The organism is Pseudomonas asplenii (genome assembly GCF_900105475.1).
Lineage (GTDB): Bacteria > Pseudomonadota > Gammaproteobacteria > Pseudomonadales > Pseudomonadaceae > Aquipseudomonas > Aquipseudomonas asplenii.
In genome coordinates this window covers 4,453,072-4,467,619 of the sequence record NZ_LT629777.1, presented here as the reverse complement: position 1 = coordinate 4,467,619, position 14,548 = coordinate 4,453,072, and the positions used below count along the sequence as shown (strand labels likewise).

Below are 14,548 nucleotides of genomic sequence, written 5' to 3'. Positions count from 1 at the left end.
GCAAGCAGCCGCTGCTATTCGTTGATCCGACGCGCCAGGTTGTTCGCGCTGTCGATCAGCACCCGGCGATAGTCGTGGTAGTTGTTCTTTGCATCCGCCCTGGGTGCGACGATGCACAGGGTAGCGATGCAGATGCCGCGTTCGTCCTTGACCGGCGCGGCGAAGCAATGGGTAAAGGTGTCAGCGACGCTGTCGAAGGAAAAGAACCCGTCGGTTCCGGCCTGGCGGATTTCCTTGAGGAACACCTCCAGCGGCAGGCGCTGACCATCCGGCAGGATGAAGTCGTCGGGATCGATCAGGTCGACGATCTGCTGGTCGCTCAGGTGCGCCAGCAGCAGGCGGCCGGAGGCGGTCCAGGGAATCGGCGCGTTCTCGCCGATATCCGAGGAGATACGGAAATGCCGCTCGCCCTCCTTCATCAGCGCCACGGTGTACTTGCGCCCGTTGAGCAGGCACATCTGCGCGGTTTCGCGGGTCTGGCTGACGATTTCCTGCAAGGCGTGGTCGGCCTCGCGGCTCAGGTCGAAGTGACGCAGGTGAGCCTGGCCAAGAAAATACAGTTGGCGACCGAGGTAGACATGCCCGTCCTTGCCGACCGGCTCCAGAATCCGCCGCTCCAGCAGCGATGCCACCAACTCGTAGACGGTGGACTTGGGGCTGCCGATGCCACCGGCAATATCGTTGGGCCGCAACGGCTGACCGACCTCCTTGAGGTAGTCGAGGATATCGAACGCCCGGTCCAAACCCTTGGCACGGCGCTTGATGGTGTCTTCGGTCATGATCGGTGCAATCCCATTGAAAAATTGCCGGGAAGTTTACCCAGACTGTTGCGGTGATCGTTAGGGCCTCTTCGCGGCGGTTCGGCGCGAAGAGGCACCCCACGGCTCACTTCTTCTTGTAGGCGACGCAGTCGATCTCAACCTTGCAGTCAACCATCATGCTCGCCTGCACACAGGCCCGCGCCGGGGCGTGTTCGGGCTTGAAGTACTCGGAAAACACCTTGTTGAAACTCCAGAAGTCGCGCGGGTCCTCCAGCCAGACCCCAGTGCGCACCACATCCTCCAGACCATAACCGGCCTCTTCGAGAATCGCGATCAGGTTCTTCATGGTCTGGTGGGTCTGTTCGACGATACCGCCGTTGATGATCTCACCGTCCACCGCCGGCACCTGGCCGGACACGTGCAGCCAGCCATCGGCTTCGACGGCCCGGGCGAAAGGACGCGGCTGCCCGCCACCCGCGGTGCTGCCAGTGCCGTAACGAGTAATGCTCATGCTGTTCTCCTTGAATGAAGGTTAAAAACGGGTATTCCTGAGAAATTCCGCCAGGCGCGGCGACTGCGGGCGCTCGAACAGATCCTTGGGCGGCCCCTGTTCCTCGATGCGCCCCTGGTTCATGAAGACGATCTTGTCCGACACCTCGAAGGCGAAACGCATTTCGTGGGTGACCAGCAACATGGTCATGCCCTCCTCGGCCAGCCCCTTGATCACCGCCAGCACTTCGCCGACCAGCTCCGGGTCCAGTGCCGAGGTCACTTCGTCGAACAACATCAGGCTCGGGTTCATCGCAATGGCTCGGGCAATCGCCACCCGCTGCTGCTGACCACCGGACAACTGCCCCGGAAAATGATCGCGGCGCTGCAGCAGGCCGACCCGCTCCAGCCATTTTTCCGCCAGGGCGACCGCCTGATCCTTGGGCAGCTTCTTGACCTTGAGCAGGCCGAGGGTGACGTTCTGCAAGGCGGTCAGGTGCGGGAACAGGTTGAACTGCTGGAACGCCATCCCGGTCATGGCCCGGTGCTGGGCGATGACTTTCTCTGGATGGCGCACGCGTCGGCCGTCGACTTCGCTATAGCCGATGGACTCGCCATCGAGGGTGATCTGCCCGCCCTGGAACTCTTCCAGCAGGTTCACGCAGCGCAAGAGCGTGGTCTTGCCCGAGCCGCTAGAGCCGATCAGCGTGACCACGTTGCCGCGCTGCATATCGAGGTCGACGCCCTTGAGTACTTCGAGCTGGCCGTATTGCTTGTGCAGCCCGCGAATGCTGAGCAGTGCTTGCTTGTCGTTTGTCGCAATCATGGCAACGCCACCCGCTTTTCAATATGCCGACCGAGCAGTTCGATGGCGTAGTTGATGATGAAGAACAAGAACCCGGCGAACAGGTAGAACTCCAGGGTCATGAAGGTCCGGGCGATCACCTGCTGGGTGCTGAGCAGCAGTTCGGCGACGCCGATCACTGACAACAGGGTCGAGGCCTTGACGATTTCGGTGGACGAGTTGACCCAGGTCGGCAGGATCTGCCGCAGGGCCTGGGGCAACAGCACGTAGCCCAGGGCCTGGAAGAAGGTCAGGCCGATGGCCTGGCTCGCTTCCATCTGTCCACGGGGAATGGCCTGCAGCGAGCCGCGAACGATCTCCGCGACGTGGGAACCGCAGAACAGCGTCAGGCCCAGGGCCCCGGCCTGAAACGCGCTGATCTGCCAGCCCAGCGCCGGCGCCATGTAGAAGCACGCCAGCACCAGGACAAATACCGGGGTGCCACGGATCAGGTCGACATAGAGCCGGAACGGCACACGCATCCAGACATTGCCGTAGGTCAGCACCAGCCCGGCGACGATACCGATCAGAGTGCCGCAGACAATCGCCAGTGCCGAGCATTGCACGCTGGTCAGGAAGCCCTGCCACAGCGGCTCGCGGGCCACCCACAACTCATGCAGCCAGCTTGGGGATTCGTACATGGCGGGCTCCTAGCGGCGAATCGCCAGACGCTGTTCGAGCTGACGCAGCATCATGGCAATGAGGTAACAGGCAACCACGTAGAGCGCGGTGGCGACCAGCCAGGTTTCGATGACCCGGTAGCTCTCCACGTTGATCTTGCGGGCGTAATAGGTCAGCTCCGGCACGGCGATCGCCGCCGCGAGGGAAGTGTCCTTGAACAGCGAGATGAAATTGTTGGACAGTGCCGGCAAGACGTTGCGCAGCATCACCGGCACGGTGATATAGGCGCGTACCTGCCACTCGCCCAGGCCGATCGCCAACCCGGCCTCGCGCTGGCCCTTGGGAATGCTCAACAGGCCGGCGCGGAACACTTCGGTCAGGTAGGCCCCGGCATACAGCGACAGGGTGATGATGAACGAGGGGATCTTGTCCAGGCGGATGCCCAGGCTCGGCATGGCGAAATAGATCAACAGGATCAGCACCAGGATCGGCGTATTGCGGATCACCGTGACATACACCGAGGCCAGCGTGCGCAAGGCGCGATGTTGGCTGAGCAAGGCAAACGCCATCATCAGGCCGATTACGCAGCCGATGGCAATCGATACCAGCGCCAGTTCCAGACCCAGCCCGAGCCCCGCCAGCAAGCTGGGAAAGTCGCGCCAGACGGCAGCAAAGTTCAACTGATAGTTCATGGTTCACAGTACCTTCGACAGGGCGCCAGCCGCGGCGCCCGGCCCTGGAGGGATCACTTGAATTCGACGGGGAAACCGATTTGCGGGGTCGGCAGGTCGACACCGAACCACTTCTTGAAGGAAGCCGCGTAGGTCGGGAACTCGACGCCGGTCATCGACTCATGCAGGACGGTGTTGACGAAGTTCAGCCAGTCCTGGTCGCCACGCTTGACCGCACAGGCATAGGTTTGCGGGCTCCACGCATAGGCCGGGCTGCGATAGCGACCGGGGTTCTGCACCATCAGGTACTTGACCGAGGACTGATCGGTGGCGGCGGCATCGGCGCGCCCCGAGTTCACCGCCTGGTACATCAGGTCGACGCTGTCGTACTGGTCGACCTTGGCCTGGGGCAGCGCCTGGTGCACCAGTTCCTCGGCGTAGACGTTCTGCAGAACGGCCACGGTGACCTTGTCACCGGCAGCCTTGAGGTCGTCGATTTCCTTGTACTTGCTGTTGTTCGGCAACAGCAGGCCGACGCCTTCGCGGTAGTACGGCAGGGTGAAGGCCACCTGCTGGGCGCGGCTGGCGGTCACGGTGATGAATTGGCAACTGATGTCGACCTTGTCGGTCAGCAGGTTGGGAATCCGTGCGTCGGAGGACTGCACGACGTATTCGACCTTGCTCGGATCGTTGAACAGGCCCTTGGCAATCATGCCGCCGATGTCGATATCGAAACCCTGCAACTTGCCGTCCGCGCCCTGGAAGTGCCAAGGCGCATTGGTGCTGCCGGTGCCGACGATCAGGTGACCGCGTTTGAGCACGCTGTCGAGCTTGCCGTCAGCGGCCTGGGCGGTCGCGGCCAGCATTGTGGTGGTAGCCAGGATGAAGGCGCAGGCTTTGAACAAGGAAGGTACGCGTTGCATGACGTTGTACTCCGATGATGTGTATTCCGCTATAGCGGAAGATGGTATGTAACAACGGAATAAATAGCAGAAAGTGTGCCACAGGAAAGCGCGGGTGCGAATCAGCTCGGTAAAAATCCGAGAAATCAGATAGATAGGTTTTTCGAGGGGAACCTGTTACGAGCCGTGGCTAGAAAAGAGTGCTACAGAAGGCAACGCGGGGTGGGTGCTGGGGACCCAATGCGGTGCACGCGAACTCGTGGGCGACATCACCTTGCAGGAGCAGGGCTTGCCAGCGAAGGGGCCAGCAGATCCAATGTAAAACCGGGTGCAGCCCACCGGCTTTTGCTTTGCCCCATCAAGGCAAACAGCTAGCATACCGCCCTCTTTCCACCGCCCCTCGGCCTACATGGATGTCACCATGCGTTCTGTGCTTTTGCTCTGTCTCGTTTCCCTGATCACCGGCTGCAGTATCAAGCAGCAGGTCACCCCGGTCGATTTCGCCGCCAACCCCGCCGCCCTGATCTGTGTGATTCCGGCTGATGGCGTGCGTGAGTCATTTACCGAAGCCTATGGCAATGCGCTGAAAGGCAAGGGTTTTACCGTGCAAGTATTGCCCAGTGTGAGCAACCCACAGAACTGCCCGCTGAGCAGCACCCTCTTGGGGCGCTGGAGCTGGGACATGGCGATGTATTTGTCAGAGGTGGAGATCAAGGTCTACCAGAATGGCCGGGAAGTCGGCTCGGCAACCTATAACTCCAGGCGCGGTTCGTTCCGCATGGACAAGTTCATCAGTGCCGAGAACAAGCTCAAGGAGCTGACGGACCAGTTGTTCCCGGTCGGCGTACGCCCGCTGAGTGCCCAGCGCTGAGGCGGCGATGAAGTTGAATGAACCTGCTTCGGACTACCGAAGCAGCGTCGCCAGCACCAAGGCGAACACCAGCAGAACCACAGCCATGCCCGCCAAGTACAGTGCAAATCCTTTAGCCATGCTGATTCTCCCCAGTTAAAAGTGGCAACCGCTGTCGTTTTTTTGACCCTCTCGACAGTCGGCGGAGAATTCTAGCAGCGAGCGATGTGTTTTTGACACTACCTTTCGAATGAATGCTTCAGTGCACGATCAGATCGCGACATGAATATTTTGTTAGCTGCCTAATAAAAAGCTTTGCACTTAATTCAATGTTAATCGCCCCCATGGAAAATGCAGCCAACCGCGCCCGCACAGACTCTTTCTGCCGCCCTGCGCGGCAGACTCAACGCCTTGATCGTTGAGCGAAACCCCAGTCTGATTCGGAGAAATATCATGAAACTGTGCCCCTTGCTGATCACCGCCGCCCTGGCCCTGAGTGCTGTTGCCGGAGTGGCTCAGGCCAGCACACCTGCCACGACCCAGGCCGTGCCATATCATTACGGCATGCCACTGAATATCGACAAACTCATCTCGATGACCGAGCAGCCCACCGACCAGTGCAAGGTGATCAACGCCGACATGAAGTTCGTCGACACGGCCGGGAAGATCGAGGATGTCAGTTATCGCAAGTTGTCAGATGCCTGCAACTTCAATAACTGATGCACAGCGCCCTGATTGACATCGCACCCGGACTGCCCCTAAAAGTTGGGCAGTTTCAGCTGAGTGTCCAACTTCTCGGGGGCAGTCCAGCTTAGTGTCCAACTTCTGGGGGGCACTCCATACCTGTGGGAGCCGGCTTGCTGGCGATTGCGATCGATCAGTCGACCTCTTCGCCCATTGATACGCCGCGATTGCCAGCAAGCCAGCTCCTGTAGTCGAAAAAGCCAACGCCTAGCGAAGCCGCGCCATGTTCAGCGTATCGGTCAGCACCCCATCGCGAATCGCATACTTGCGCATCACGCCCTCCTCCTCGAAACCGAACTTGCGGTACAAGGCCTGGGCCGCCTGGTTGTCGACGTAGACACTCAACTCGACCCGTTGCAGGTTCATCCAGTTATCCGCCACTTCCAGCACCGCTGCCAGCAGTTGCGAACCGATGCCCTTGCCCTGCCAGGCCGTCGCCACGCCCATGCCGATACTCCCGGCATGGCTGCGGCGCACCCGCGCATACTGCTCCAGCGAGCAACTGCCGATCACCATGCCCTGGTGCAGCGCCACCAGCGACAGTTGCCGCTCATTGCCCTGGTTCTGCTGCAACCGCTGGCGCCACACCTCGGCAGACTGAAACGGCATCTGCAGGACCTGGCGACAGACCGCGGGCTCGTTGTACAGCGCGGTGATACCGTCGATGTGCGCTTCGCGAAAACGTTCGATAACAATGGCGGGGGTATCGGCGGGCATCGTCTTTTTAATCCATGAAAAATGACCAGGTCGCCCAGTCTATAACGATTCAAACCATTCCCGCCGCTCCCGGAAGGTGTGCAGAATCAGCTCGACGATCACCTGCACCTCTTCCCTGCCCTCTGCCCCCCGTTGAGTCGCCAGCCAGGCACGTCGCTGCATCGGGTCGTCGAACAAACCGGGTAACGCCGCCAGGCCACGATCGAAACGGGTGATGTAGCGCGGCAGCAGGCCGATGCAGGCACCGCAACGGATCATCTCCAGCATCAGCTCGTAGGAATGCACCTGCACCACCCCGGCCAGCCGCTGATCCACCACGTTGTTCCACGGTTGAAAACCCTCGATCCGGCGATCCTGCTGCCACTGCACCAGCATGTAGTCCTCCAGGTCCTCCCGTGAATCCGGGCGCACCGCCACCCGTGAGTAACGCTTGGCGATGTGCGGCAGGTAATCCAACCGCGCCAGGGCCTGCGGCGTGGTGATGTCAAAGCCTGGTCCCGGCAGCGGTGAATCGCCGTCCGACAGCCAGACCACCACTTCGGCACTCAAGGCCTGCAACGACAGGGTGCTGTCCACCGGGATGATTTCCAGGCGTACGCTGGCATTCCGACGCAGCAAGGCGATCAGGTCACGGCCGAGGATGTCGTGCAGGATCGACTCGGCAATTGCCAGGCGAACCCGCGGCTGCTCGATGACCGGCAGACGCCGCTCATGGACCAGGGCGATCAGTTGTGCCTGCAACTGCTGACCCTCGCGGCTGAGGGTCAAGGCACTGCCCTGGTAGATGAACAAGAGACAATTGAGCTGGTCTTCGAGCAACGCCAGTTGCTTGCGTAATTGGGTCGATTTGATATTCAGGCTGCGAGCGGCCTGCATGAAACAGCCGCAGCGGGCGCTGGCGAGAAAGAACTGCGCCGTTTCCGGCTCGATCCGTTCGGCCAGTGCCAGCCACGCCCCCGGCGTCTCGCCCGGCCCCTGGTACTCCCTGTCGCCCGAACGCTGGGCGGATTCATTCAACGACATCATTCAGACTCCCTGTCGGCGCCTTACGGCGCCCAACCATCCAATGGCAAGTGTTCCGTCAGCGTTTTTCTTCCAGCACCTGGTTGAGAACTGCACCATCGATGCTCAAGGTTGCAGTATTGAACATGCCCTCCAGATAGGCCTTGGCGATCTGCTCCTGGCGCTGGGCCCGTAGCGCGTCACGCAGGCGGTCGCGCAACTCGTCGAGGGTGGCGGTACGCGACGGCTGCAGCTCGGTGAGCTTGACGATATGGAAGCCCGCCGCGCTCTGCACCGGATCCGCCACCGCGCCGACCTTCAGCCGCGACAGCGCCCCACGGACTTCCGGTAGCCATTGCTGCAGCGGTTGCAGCCCGGTATCACCGCCGCGCTTGGCAGTGTCGCGGTCCTGGGAGTACTGGGTCGCCAATGCGGCGAACTCGCCGGGTGTGGCCTGGGCCTTGCGGCTCAGTTCCACGGCCTGCTTACGCACGCTTTCCAGCGATTGCGGGTCGGGCACCGCGAGGAAGATTTGACTGACCCGATACAATGGCGGTGTTTGCCACGCCGACTTGCCGTTGTCGTAGGCCTGCTGCAACTCCTCGGCACTCGGATACTCCGCTGGCACCTGGCTGACCGATGCCAGGTAGTTGCGAAAGATGATCTGTTCGGTTGCCGCGCGAGTCTGCTGCTCGATTTCCGGACGCTGGCGCCAGCCTTGGGCCTCGGCCTGTTCGAGCACGGCTTTCTCCGCCAGGCGGGTGCGAATCCAGCTCTCCAGGGCGCTGCGGTTGGCGCGCAATTGCTCACGTGACTCCGCTGGCAAGGCCGCGAACAGCGCCTTCAACTCCTGCGGCGCGACCTGCTGGTTACCCAACCGGGCGAGCGCCGGCTCGCTCGTCGCAGAGACCACAGCCGGTGCCGGCTGCACCGCCGCCACCGGATCATTGCCCGGACGCATGGCCAGCGCAACAGCCCCGACCAGCACGGCCAGCGCACCCGCACCGGCCAGCAGATTGCCTTTCTTCACGGGTTCGTCTCCTCCTCGTGGGCCACCGGCTCGGCCGCAGCCGCAGCCTGAGCCTGAGCCTGAGCATTCGCCTGCAACTGAGCGGCCTGCTGGCTGTATTCGCGCAAGTAGACGATGAACTCCTGCAGCAACCGATCCCACAGTTCCAGGTTCGCACGCAGGTAGTTGACGCTGACACCCGCGGCGACCACCACATCCATTTCCATCACCAGAAACTCGCCCTGCACCGACAACCGGGCAAAGCGTCGCGAAACATTCCACAACTCGGCCAACCCAGCCGGCAGTTCGCCCTGCACACGCAAGGCACAGCTGTAGGTGAAATCGACATAACCGCCCTCTTGCACCGCCGGGTTGCCGAAACGCACGGCGTAACCGATGCCCTGGCTGGCGCTGAGCAGTTGCACGATACCGTTCTGGTCGGTGTGGTTGACCCGGTAGCCGGCTCCTTGCAGCAGTTCGGTCAGGCTATCGGGGGTGACGTGTTCGATCAGTTGCTCGCTCATGAAAGCTCTTCCTTGTCTTAGGGATTCAGGGATGCGTGGGTGGCATCGAACTGGTTCTTGTACAGGTCGTCGCCGAAGGCCTGGGCCATTTCCTCGAACTTGACCCGGGCACTGCCGGCAAAGGGCTGGCGAATCTTCATCACCTCGGCCACGTCGATTTTTTCGTAGGCGGCGAGAATCTCCTTGGCGACCCCGTACATCTGTCGATTCCTGGCTGAACATTGCTGCACTTGTGTGTCACGTTCGGCCAGTTGCCCTTGCAATCTGGCGCGCTCGGCCTCCTTGCCCTTGGCCATCACCAGCAGGTCGTCATAGGCTTTCTTGTACTTGCCCAACTGCTCGTTGGCGGCCACCGAGAAGGCCTGGGCCTGGCTTTGCAATGCCTCTTGCTGGCCGGCCAACTGCTCGCTCAGGCCCTTGGCCTTGGCCAGTTCGGCCGTCAACTGCCTGATCTGCGCCTGGGCCGCCTTGGCCTGGTTCTCGGCGGCGATCCGTGCCGCGCTGGCCTGGGCCTGTTCGCTCTGCAACGCCTGCAATTGCTGGGTGGTGCTGCGCAACTGAGTCCGCAGGCGCTCTTCCATGCCTTCGGCGTTGGCGCCCTGGGCACTGAAGAGAGCAACGGTCAGCAGCCACAACGCTGCCGGGATTCGCCGGTTCATGGGAGTTCTCCTTAGTGCTTAGAAGCGCGTGTTCAGCTCAAGTTGGAAGACATCGACCTGGAACGGGTCGCCATAGACTTCCTCGGCACTCAGCCAGCGGGCGGAAGCGACGACGTTCTTGTCCAGGCTGTAGTTGCCGCCGATGAAGTAACCCTTGGCGTTGGTGCCACCCAGGTGATACGAGGCGTCGTTGAAGCCGTCAGGCAAGGCATCCGGCTGGATGTACTTGTAGCCGGCATAGAGATTCCAATCGCCTTTCTTTTTCATTTCCAGGGCGTTGCCGAGGGTGAACTGCATCATCAGCGCACTGCCGCCGCTTTCGAACTCGCCGTTGCTGTTGATGTTGTTGACAATCTGGCCTTCGGAACGCTTGAGCATCTCGCCCTTGTCGTAGGCCAGGTTATGGATGAAGTTGGCCTGGCTGCGCAGCTTGAAGTTTTCCGGCAGTTGCGTGTCCCAGGCCAGGTTCAGGTCAAGCACGTTGAACTTCGAGGCCAGCCCGACATATTGCGGCTGTGGCGTCTTGGCCGGGTCGGTCGGATTCGGCGTGATATTGCGCAAGAGGAACACGCTGTTGCCGTGTTGCATGAAAGCCAGGCGGGTACCGTCGGTGTCGCAGCCCGGTTGACCATCCCACGGTTTGCAGGGACTGGAGCGTTTGCCCTCGATATCGTTGAAGCTGTAATAGGCTGCCGAACCCTTGAGGCTGTTGTCGGTATTGATCTGCCAGTTGGCGCCGATCTGCCCGCCGATCAGCCATTTGTTCTGGCTGTCGGCCTTGTCGACACCGTTGCTGGTTTCCGAATCCGAGGTGTATTCGACCGGGAATGCCCCGAGGGTACCGAACAGGCCCCATTCACTGTTGAGTTTGTGGTTGAACACCGCCGCCACGCCGTCGAAGTTCAGATCGGGGGAGTACATCATGTCGGTGGAATAGAACGGGTTGGCGAAACGCCCACCGGTCACCGTCAGGCGCTCGGAAGGTTTCCAACTGACATAACCCTGGTCGAGCCAGATATCTTTCTTGGCAAAGCCGCCGCCCAGGGTCTGGGTGGTCGAAACCGGATTGTTATCGGAGCCGGTACCGATGCGTACACCGGCCGTCCATTCGGGGGTCAGTACCGCCTTCATGCCCAGGCGGGCGCGCAGGCGAAACAGGTTTTCGCGATCCTCACGGCTGTTGAGCAGCGGCGGGAACTGGGTGTTGGTGTCCCGGTTCACATCATAGGGCGAACCGCTGTTGATCTTGGCGTAGTCGATCAGGGTGTTGCCGTTACCCCCTGAGAAATAGCGCGATTCATCCCGCACGCGCAGGTCGCCGTCGAAGCTGATGCGCGAGACCCAATCCGGAAAGGTGTTGGGTTGTGCCCAGTTTTCCTGCTTGGCGGTCGCCATGACTTCAGCCTTGACCTGGTCACGAATCTGATCGCGGACAATCGCCGGAACATACTGTACCCGCACCTCTCCCGGCGTGGCCGAAGGTGCGGCGGCCGCCACGGCATTGGCCTGGCGTGCCTGCACGGCTTCCTTCTCGGCCTGCGCAATCAGGCCGTCGGCCTGTTCCTGCTTGAGCACGCCCTGCTGCACCAGCAGGCGGATCAGATTGATTGTGGCGTTCTCCGAAGGCGCTGCGGGCTGCGCCGCAGCCGCCTGGCCGACCAGGGTCGCGATGACCATGCCGACCGCCAGAGTCAATCGATTCACGTTGGAAATCATTTGCACACAACTCCTGTTGAAAAGCGTGAAAGTGTTCGATCAGTCCGGGCGCCGGCCCTTGAGCGATACGCGAATAGGCAGAGTCAATGAAGCCGGTGTGCGCTCCTTGAAGCGCGGGGCGTTCTGCAGGGTGGCGATGATGCGCTCGTCGGTCTTCGCCTCGCCGGTGCCCTTGACCAGGGCCACCTTGAGTACATCGCCGTCCGCCGACAGCCAGAAATCGACCTGGACCGAGAACGCCAGCCGGCGCAGATCCGGGTCGTCGCGCAGCAGCCGTTGCAGGGTCGCGGCCAGGTATTGCTTGTAGGTCCCCGTCCCCAGCCCGCCCCCGCCGGAACCGGCCATGCCACCGCCCTTGCCCGCGCCGATGTTGAACGCGTCGCCACCCGCCTGGGCGTCGCCGTCGATCTGCATCGGATTGGCCAGGTCGTCCGCCGGCGATGGTGGCGCTTCCTCCTGAGGCTTGACCTCCTCGGGCTCGGGCGTCGGCTCGGGTACCTTCTCCTCCACCGGGGTTTCCGGCTCCTTGGGCTTTTCCGGTTCCGGTGGCGGCGGTGGTGGCGGAGGCAACGGGATAATCATCGGTACCTTCGGCGCTTCCCGCCGAACCCCGCTCATGTCGTGGGCCCACTGCCACAGGAACCAGCCGGCAGCCGCTCCCAGCAGCAGCCCGGCGCCCCACTTCAGCAGGCGCAACGGCGACTTCTTCAGAGGTTCGGGGCTGATCGGTAATTTGGCGGTCATGGTCAGCCCTGGTTCGGTTTGCCGGTGACCAGCCCGACCTGGGACAGCTCCAGGCGCCGCAGCAGGTCGAGCACTTCGATCACTTTCTGGTACTGCACCGTGGCATCGCCGCGCACGATGATCGGAAAGTCCGGGCTCTGCGCCTTCTCGATGCGCAAGCGTTCCTCCAGCTCCGGCAAGGTCACCGGATAGGCATCGAGGAACACCTGGCCACCGTCGTTGACCGAGATGGCCTTGGTCTTGGCCTCGGACAGCGACACCGAGGCACTGGCCTTGGGCAGATGGATCTGAATACCCGAGACCTGGGCCGTGGCGGTGAGGATGAACATCACCAGCACCACCATCAGCACGTCCACCAGGGGCGTGATGTTGATACTGTCGACAGCGGCGTCGTCATCGTCATCGTGGGAAGCGTTTACGGAAGCCATGGCAGTTCCCCCTCAGACCGGCAGCAGGTCGACGGCATGCTGTTGGGAGTGGCCAGCGCGGCCACGAGCGGAATCGTGGGCCTGGCCCTCACCGTGCATTTCCGCCAGGCGGGTGATGAACTCGTCGACGAATACCCGCATGTCGGCACTGACTTCCTTGTTGCGGGTAATCAGCCGGTTGTAGCCAAACAGCGCCGGAATCGCGACGAACAGGCCCATGGCGGTGGCCAGCAAGGCTGCGGCCATACCCGGGGCGATGGCGTTGATGTTCACGTCGCCGGCCATGGCCGTACCGAGGAACACCACCATGATCCCCAGTACCGTGCCGAGCAGGCCGATGTATGGGCCGCCGGCGATGGCGTTGGACAGCGTCGAGAGCTTCGAGCCCAGTTGCTGATTTTCGCGGGTGCGCACACCGTCCATGGAACAGCGGATGGCTTCGATGGTGGCCGCGGATACCGACGAGGTGTCGGCGCCCTGGGCACGACGGGTACGGATTTCCTTGACCGCAACCAGGTACAGGCGCCACAGCGAGGAATGTTCTAGACGGCGGGCCAGATCCTGGTCGTCGGCAAACATTTCCAGGCGCGTGCCAATCTGGGCGAACTGCTCGCGGAACGCCTCGTTGGCACGGCTGACGCGGCCCAGGGCGCGGTTCTTGCGGATCATGATGACCCATGACTGCAGCATCATCAGCACCAGGACCGCGATGATCACCCAGGCGTCCACCGGCACCGCTTTGAGCAGGAAGCCCAGGCTACCGAAACCGAAACCGGACTGTTCCTCATCGCTGCCATAGACGACCAGCTTCGACTCGGCGCCCTGGGCCGTGGCATCGGCCAACAGCACGGCGGCCGGTCGCACGACCTTGGACAGACGCAGTTCATCGATGGCACCGTTGAAGGCCTGGAAGGCGCTCGACGCTGGCGCCGCCGGATCGGCAGCGGCTACCGGCGGCACATCCCCACCGATCGCGATCAGCGCGTTGAACGCCGGGACTTCCTGGGCCAGGCTTGCGGTTTCACGGCCGTTGACGAACAGCGAGACCTTGCTGCCCTGGGCGGTCAATGCCAGGTGCTGCCACTGTCCGGGGTTCAGCGCCTGTGTCGAGGCGACACGCTGGCCATTGACTTCGACAAAGGGGGTGCCCTGGCTGACGCCCAGCAGGAAGGCATGGCCGCCGTCGCGACGGGCCATCAGCAGTTGCTCGCCCGAAGCCTGATCGAGGCGAACCCAGGCACTCAGGGTGAAGGCGCCGCCGGCGGTGTACTGCAATGACGGACTGGCCGGCAGCAGCAGCGGCTGGCCACTGAACTGCAGGGCACCGCCGATCACGCCATCGATACGGCTGCCGGTGGCGTTCTGCGCATGGTTGGAGAAGGCTGTGGCGTCCCTGGGCGGCGTCGCTGCGGCACCGTCGAAGTGGTAGACCGCAGTGTAGTTCGGCTCGAAGGCCAATTGGCCGTTGCTGGTGGCCGGGGCCTTCTGGTTGCCGTAGTACATCCAGATATCCTGGCGCTGGCCGCCCTCGACCTTGGGCACATCGACCCAGATCAGCGCCATGCCCATCAGCGGGTCGAAGCTTTCGATCTGGTAGTTGAGCACGGTCTTGTCGTCGGCCGCGATGAAGCGCAGGTCCGAACCGTCTTCCTTGACCCCATCGAAGGTGAAGTTGCCGGTGTGCAGACGTACCAGCAGGCTGGTACGGCCCAGAGCCTCGCTGATCGCCGCGCCCTGGGGCGTGGTGTCGACGGTGATCTGCTTGCGGTAGTGCCAATCGTCCTGCCACCAGGCCTGGGCGGTGGCCGGGAGCACGAAGCCCAGGCAGATCAACAGGGACACGATTAAGCGTGACATGCGGTGGTTC

At 62.1% G+C, this 14,548-nt stretch carries 17 protein-coding genes; 2 read left to right on the top strand and 15 right to left on the bottom strand.

Translation table 11 applies throughout. The annotated features are described in order from the left end of the window. Positions 1-14: 14 nt before the first annotated feature. From BLU37_RS20260 to BLU37_RS20235, 6 genes are all read right to left on the bottom strand, one after another. A complete protein-coding gene (locus BLU37_RS20260) occupies positions 15-779 on the bottom strand; it encodes an IclR family transcriptional regulator (RefSeq protein WP_090208123.1) in 765 nt (254 codons plus the stop codon). A gap of 106 nt (positions 780-885) precedes the next feature. Next, on the bottom strand, positions 886-1,272 hold the full coding sequence (locus tag BLU37_RS20255; RefSeq protein ID WP_010450362.1) for a RidA family protein: 387 nt from the start codon (positions 1,270-1,272) through the stop codon (positions 886-888). A gap of 21 nt (positions 1,273-1,293) precedes the next feature. Next, positions 1,294-2,076, bottom strand: coding sequence for an amino acid ABC transporter ATP-binding protein (locus BLU37_RS20250; protein WP_010450361.1), 783 nt, complete (start codon positions 2,074-2,076; stop codon positions 1,294-1,296). Continuing rightward, positions 2,073-2,735 (bottom strand): amino acid ABC transporter permease, encoded by a 663-nt coding sequence (locus BLU37_RS20245; protein ID WP_010450359.1) that lies wholly within the window; start codon positions 2,733-2,735, stop codon positions 2,073-2,075. The genes BLU37_RS20250 and BLU37_RS20245 overlap by 4 nt, the downstream gene beginning before the upstream one ends. Before the next feature lie 9 nt (positions 2,736-2,744). Continuing rightward, on the bottom strand, positions 2,745-3,407 hold the full coding sequence (locus BLU37_RS20240) for an amino acid ABC transporter permease (RefSeq protein WP_010450358.1): 663 nt from the start codon (positions 3,405-3,407) through the stop codon (positions 2,745-2,747). Between the two features lie 53 nt (positions 3,408-3,460). Continuing rightward, entirely contained in the window at positions 3,461-4,309 is an 849-nt protein-coding gene (locus tag BLU37_RS20235; RefSeq protein ID WP_090208121.1) for a transporter substrate-binding domain-containing protein, read from the bottom strand. 400 nt (positions 4,310-4,709) lie between these two features. Between BLU37_RS20235 and BLU37_RS20230 the strand changes: the two genes are divergently transcribed. Continuing rightward, entirely contained in the window at positions 4,710-5,159 is a 450-nt protein-coding gene (locus BLU37_RS20230) for an Sbal_3080 family lipoprotein (RefSeq protein ID WP_090208118.1), read from the top strand. 432 nt (positions 5,160-5,591) lie between these two features. After that, complete coding sequence (locus BLU37_RS20225; RefSeq protein ID WP_090208115.1) at positions 5,592-5,858, top strand: DUF2790 domain-containing protein; 267 nt, start codon at positions 5,592-5,594, stop codon at positions 5,856-5,858. 231 nt (positions 5,859-6,089) lie between these two features. On the opposite strand, the gene BLU37_RS20220 is transcribed toward BLU37_RS20225, so the two are convergent. From BLU37_RS20220 to BLU37_RS20180, 9 genes are read right to left on the bottom strand one after another with little or no spacing between them, the layout of a single operon-like run. After that, positions 6,090-6,599 (bottom strand): GNAT family N-acetyltransferase, encoded by a 510-nt coding sequence (locus BLU37_RS20220; protein ID WP_010452317.1) that lies wholly within the window; start codon positions 6,597-6,599, stop codon positions 6,090-6,092. A 39-nt stretch (positions 6,600-6,638) separates the two neighbouring features. Continuing rightward, the gene (locus tag BLU37_RS20215; protein ID WP_090210979.1) at positions 6,639-7,622 is read right to left on the bottom strand and encodes a LysR family transcriptional regulator; all 984 of its coding nucleotides are present in this window, start codon (positions 7,620-7,622) and stop codon (positions 6,639-6,641) included. Positions 7,623-7,680: 58 nt separating this feature from the next. Further along, on the bottom strand, positions 7,681-8,631 hold the full coding sequence (locus BLU37_RS20210; RefSeq protein ID WP_090208113.1) for a peptidylprolyl isomerase: 951 nt from the start codon (positions 8,629-8,631) through the stop codon (positions 7,681-7,683). Next, complete coding sequence (locus BLU37_RS20205) at positions 8,628-9,134, bottom strand: YbjN domain-containing protein (RefSeq protein WP_090208110.1); 507 nt, start codon at positions 9,132-9,134, stop codon at positions 8,628-8,630. Before BLU37_RS20205 ends, BLU37_RS20210 begins: the two co-directional genes overlap by 4 nt. A 17-nt stretch (positions 9,135-9,151) precedes the next feature. Then, entirely contained in the window at positions 9,152-9,793 is a 642-nt protein-coding gene (locus BLU37_RS20200; protein WP_090208106.1) for a DNA repair protein, read from the bottom strand. 18 nt (positions 9,794-9,811) lie between these two features. Then, positions 9,812-11,509: a putative porin gene (locus tag BLU37_RS20195; RefSeq protein ID WP_090208103.1), complete on the bottom strand. Its 1,698-nt coding sequence runs from the start codon at positions 11,507-11,509 to the stop codon at positions 9,812-9,814. Between the two features lie 39 nt (positions 11,510-11,548). Beyond that, positions 11,549-12,253 carry an energy transducer TonB gene (locus tag BLU37_RS20190; protein ID WP_090208100.1) on the bottom strand — a complete coding sequence of 235 codons (705 nt, stop codon included), beginning with the start codon at positions 12,251-12,253 and terminating at the stop codon, positions 11,549-11,551. 2 nt (positions 12,254-12,255) lie between these two features. After that, positions 12,256-12,681 carry an ExbD/TolR family protein gene (locus BLU37_RS20185; RefSeq protein ID WP_090208097.1) on the bottom strand — a complete coding sequence of 142 codons (426 nt, stop codon included), beginning with the start codon at positions 12,679-12,681 and terminating at the stop codon, positions 12,256-12,258. 12 nt (positions 12,682-12,693) lie between these two features. Further along, a complete protein-coding gene (locus BLU37_RS20180; RefSeq protein WP_090208094.1) occupies positions 12,694-14,538 on the bottom strand; it encodes a DUF2341 domain-containing protein in 1,845 nt (614 codons plus the stop codon). Positions 14,539-14,548 lie beyond the last annotated feature (10 nt).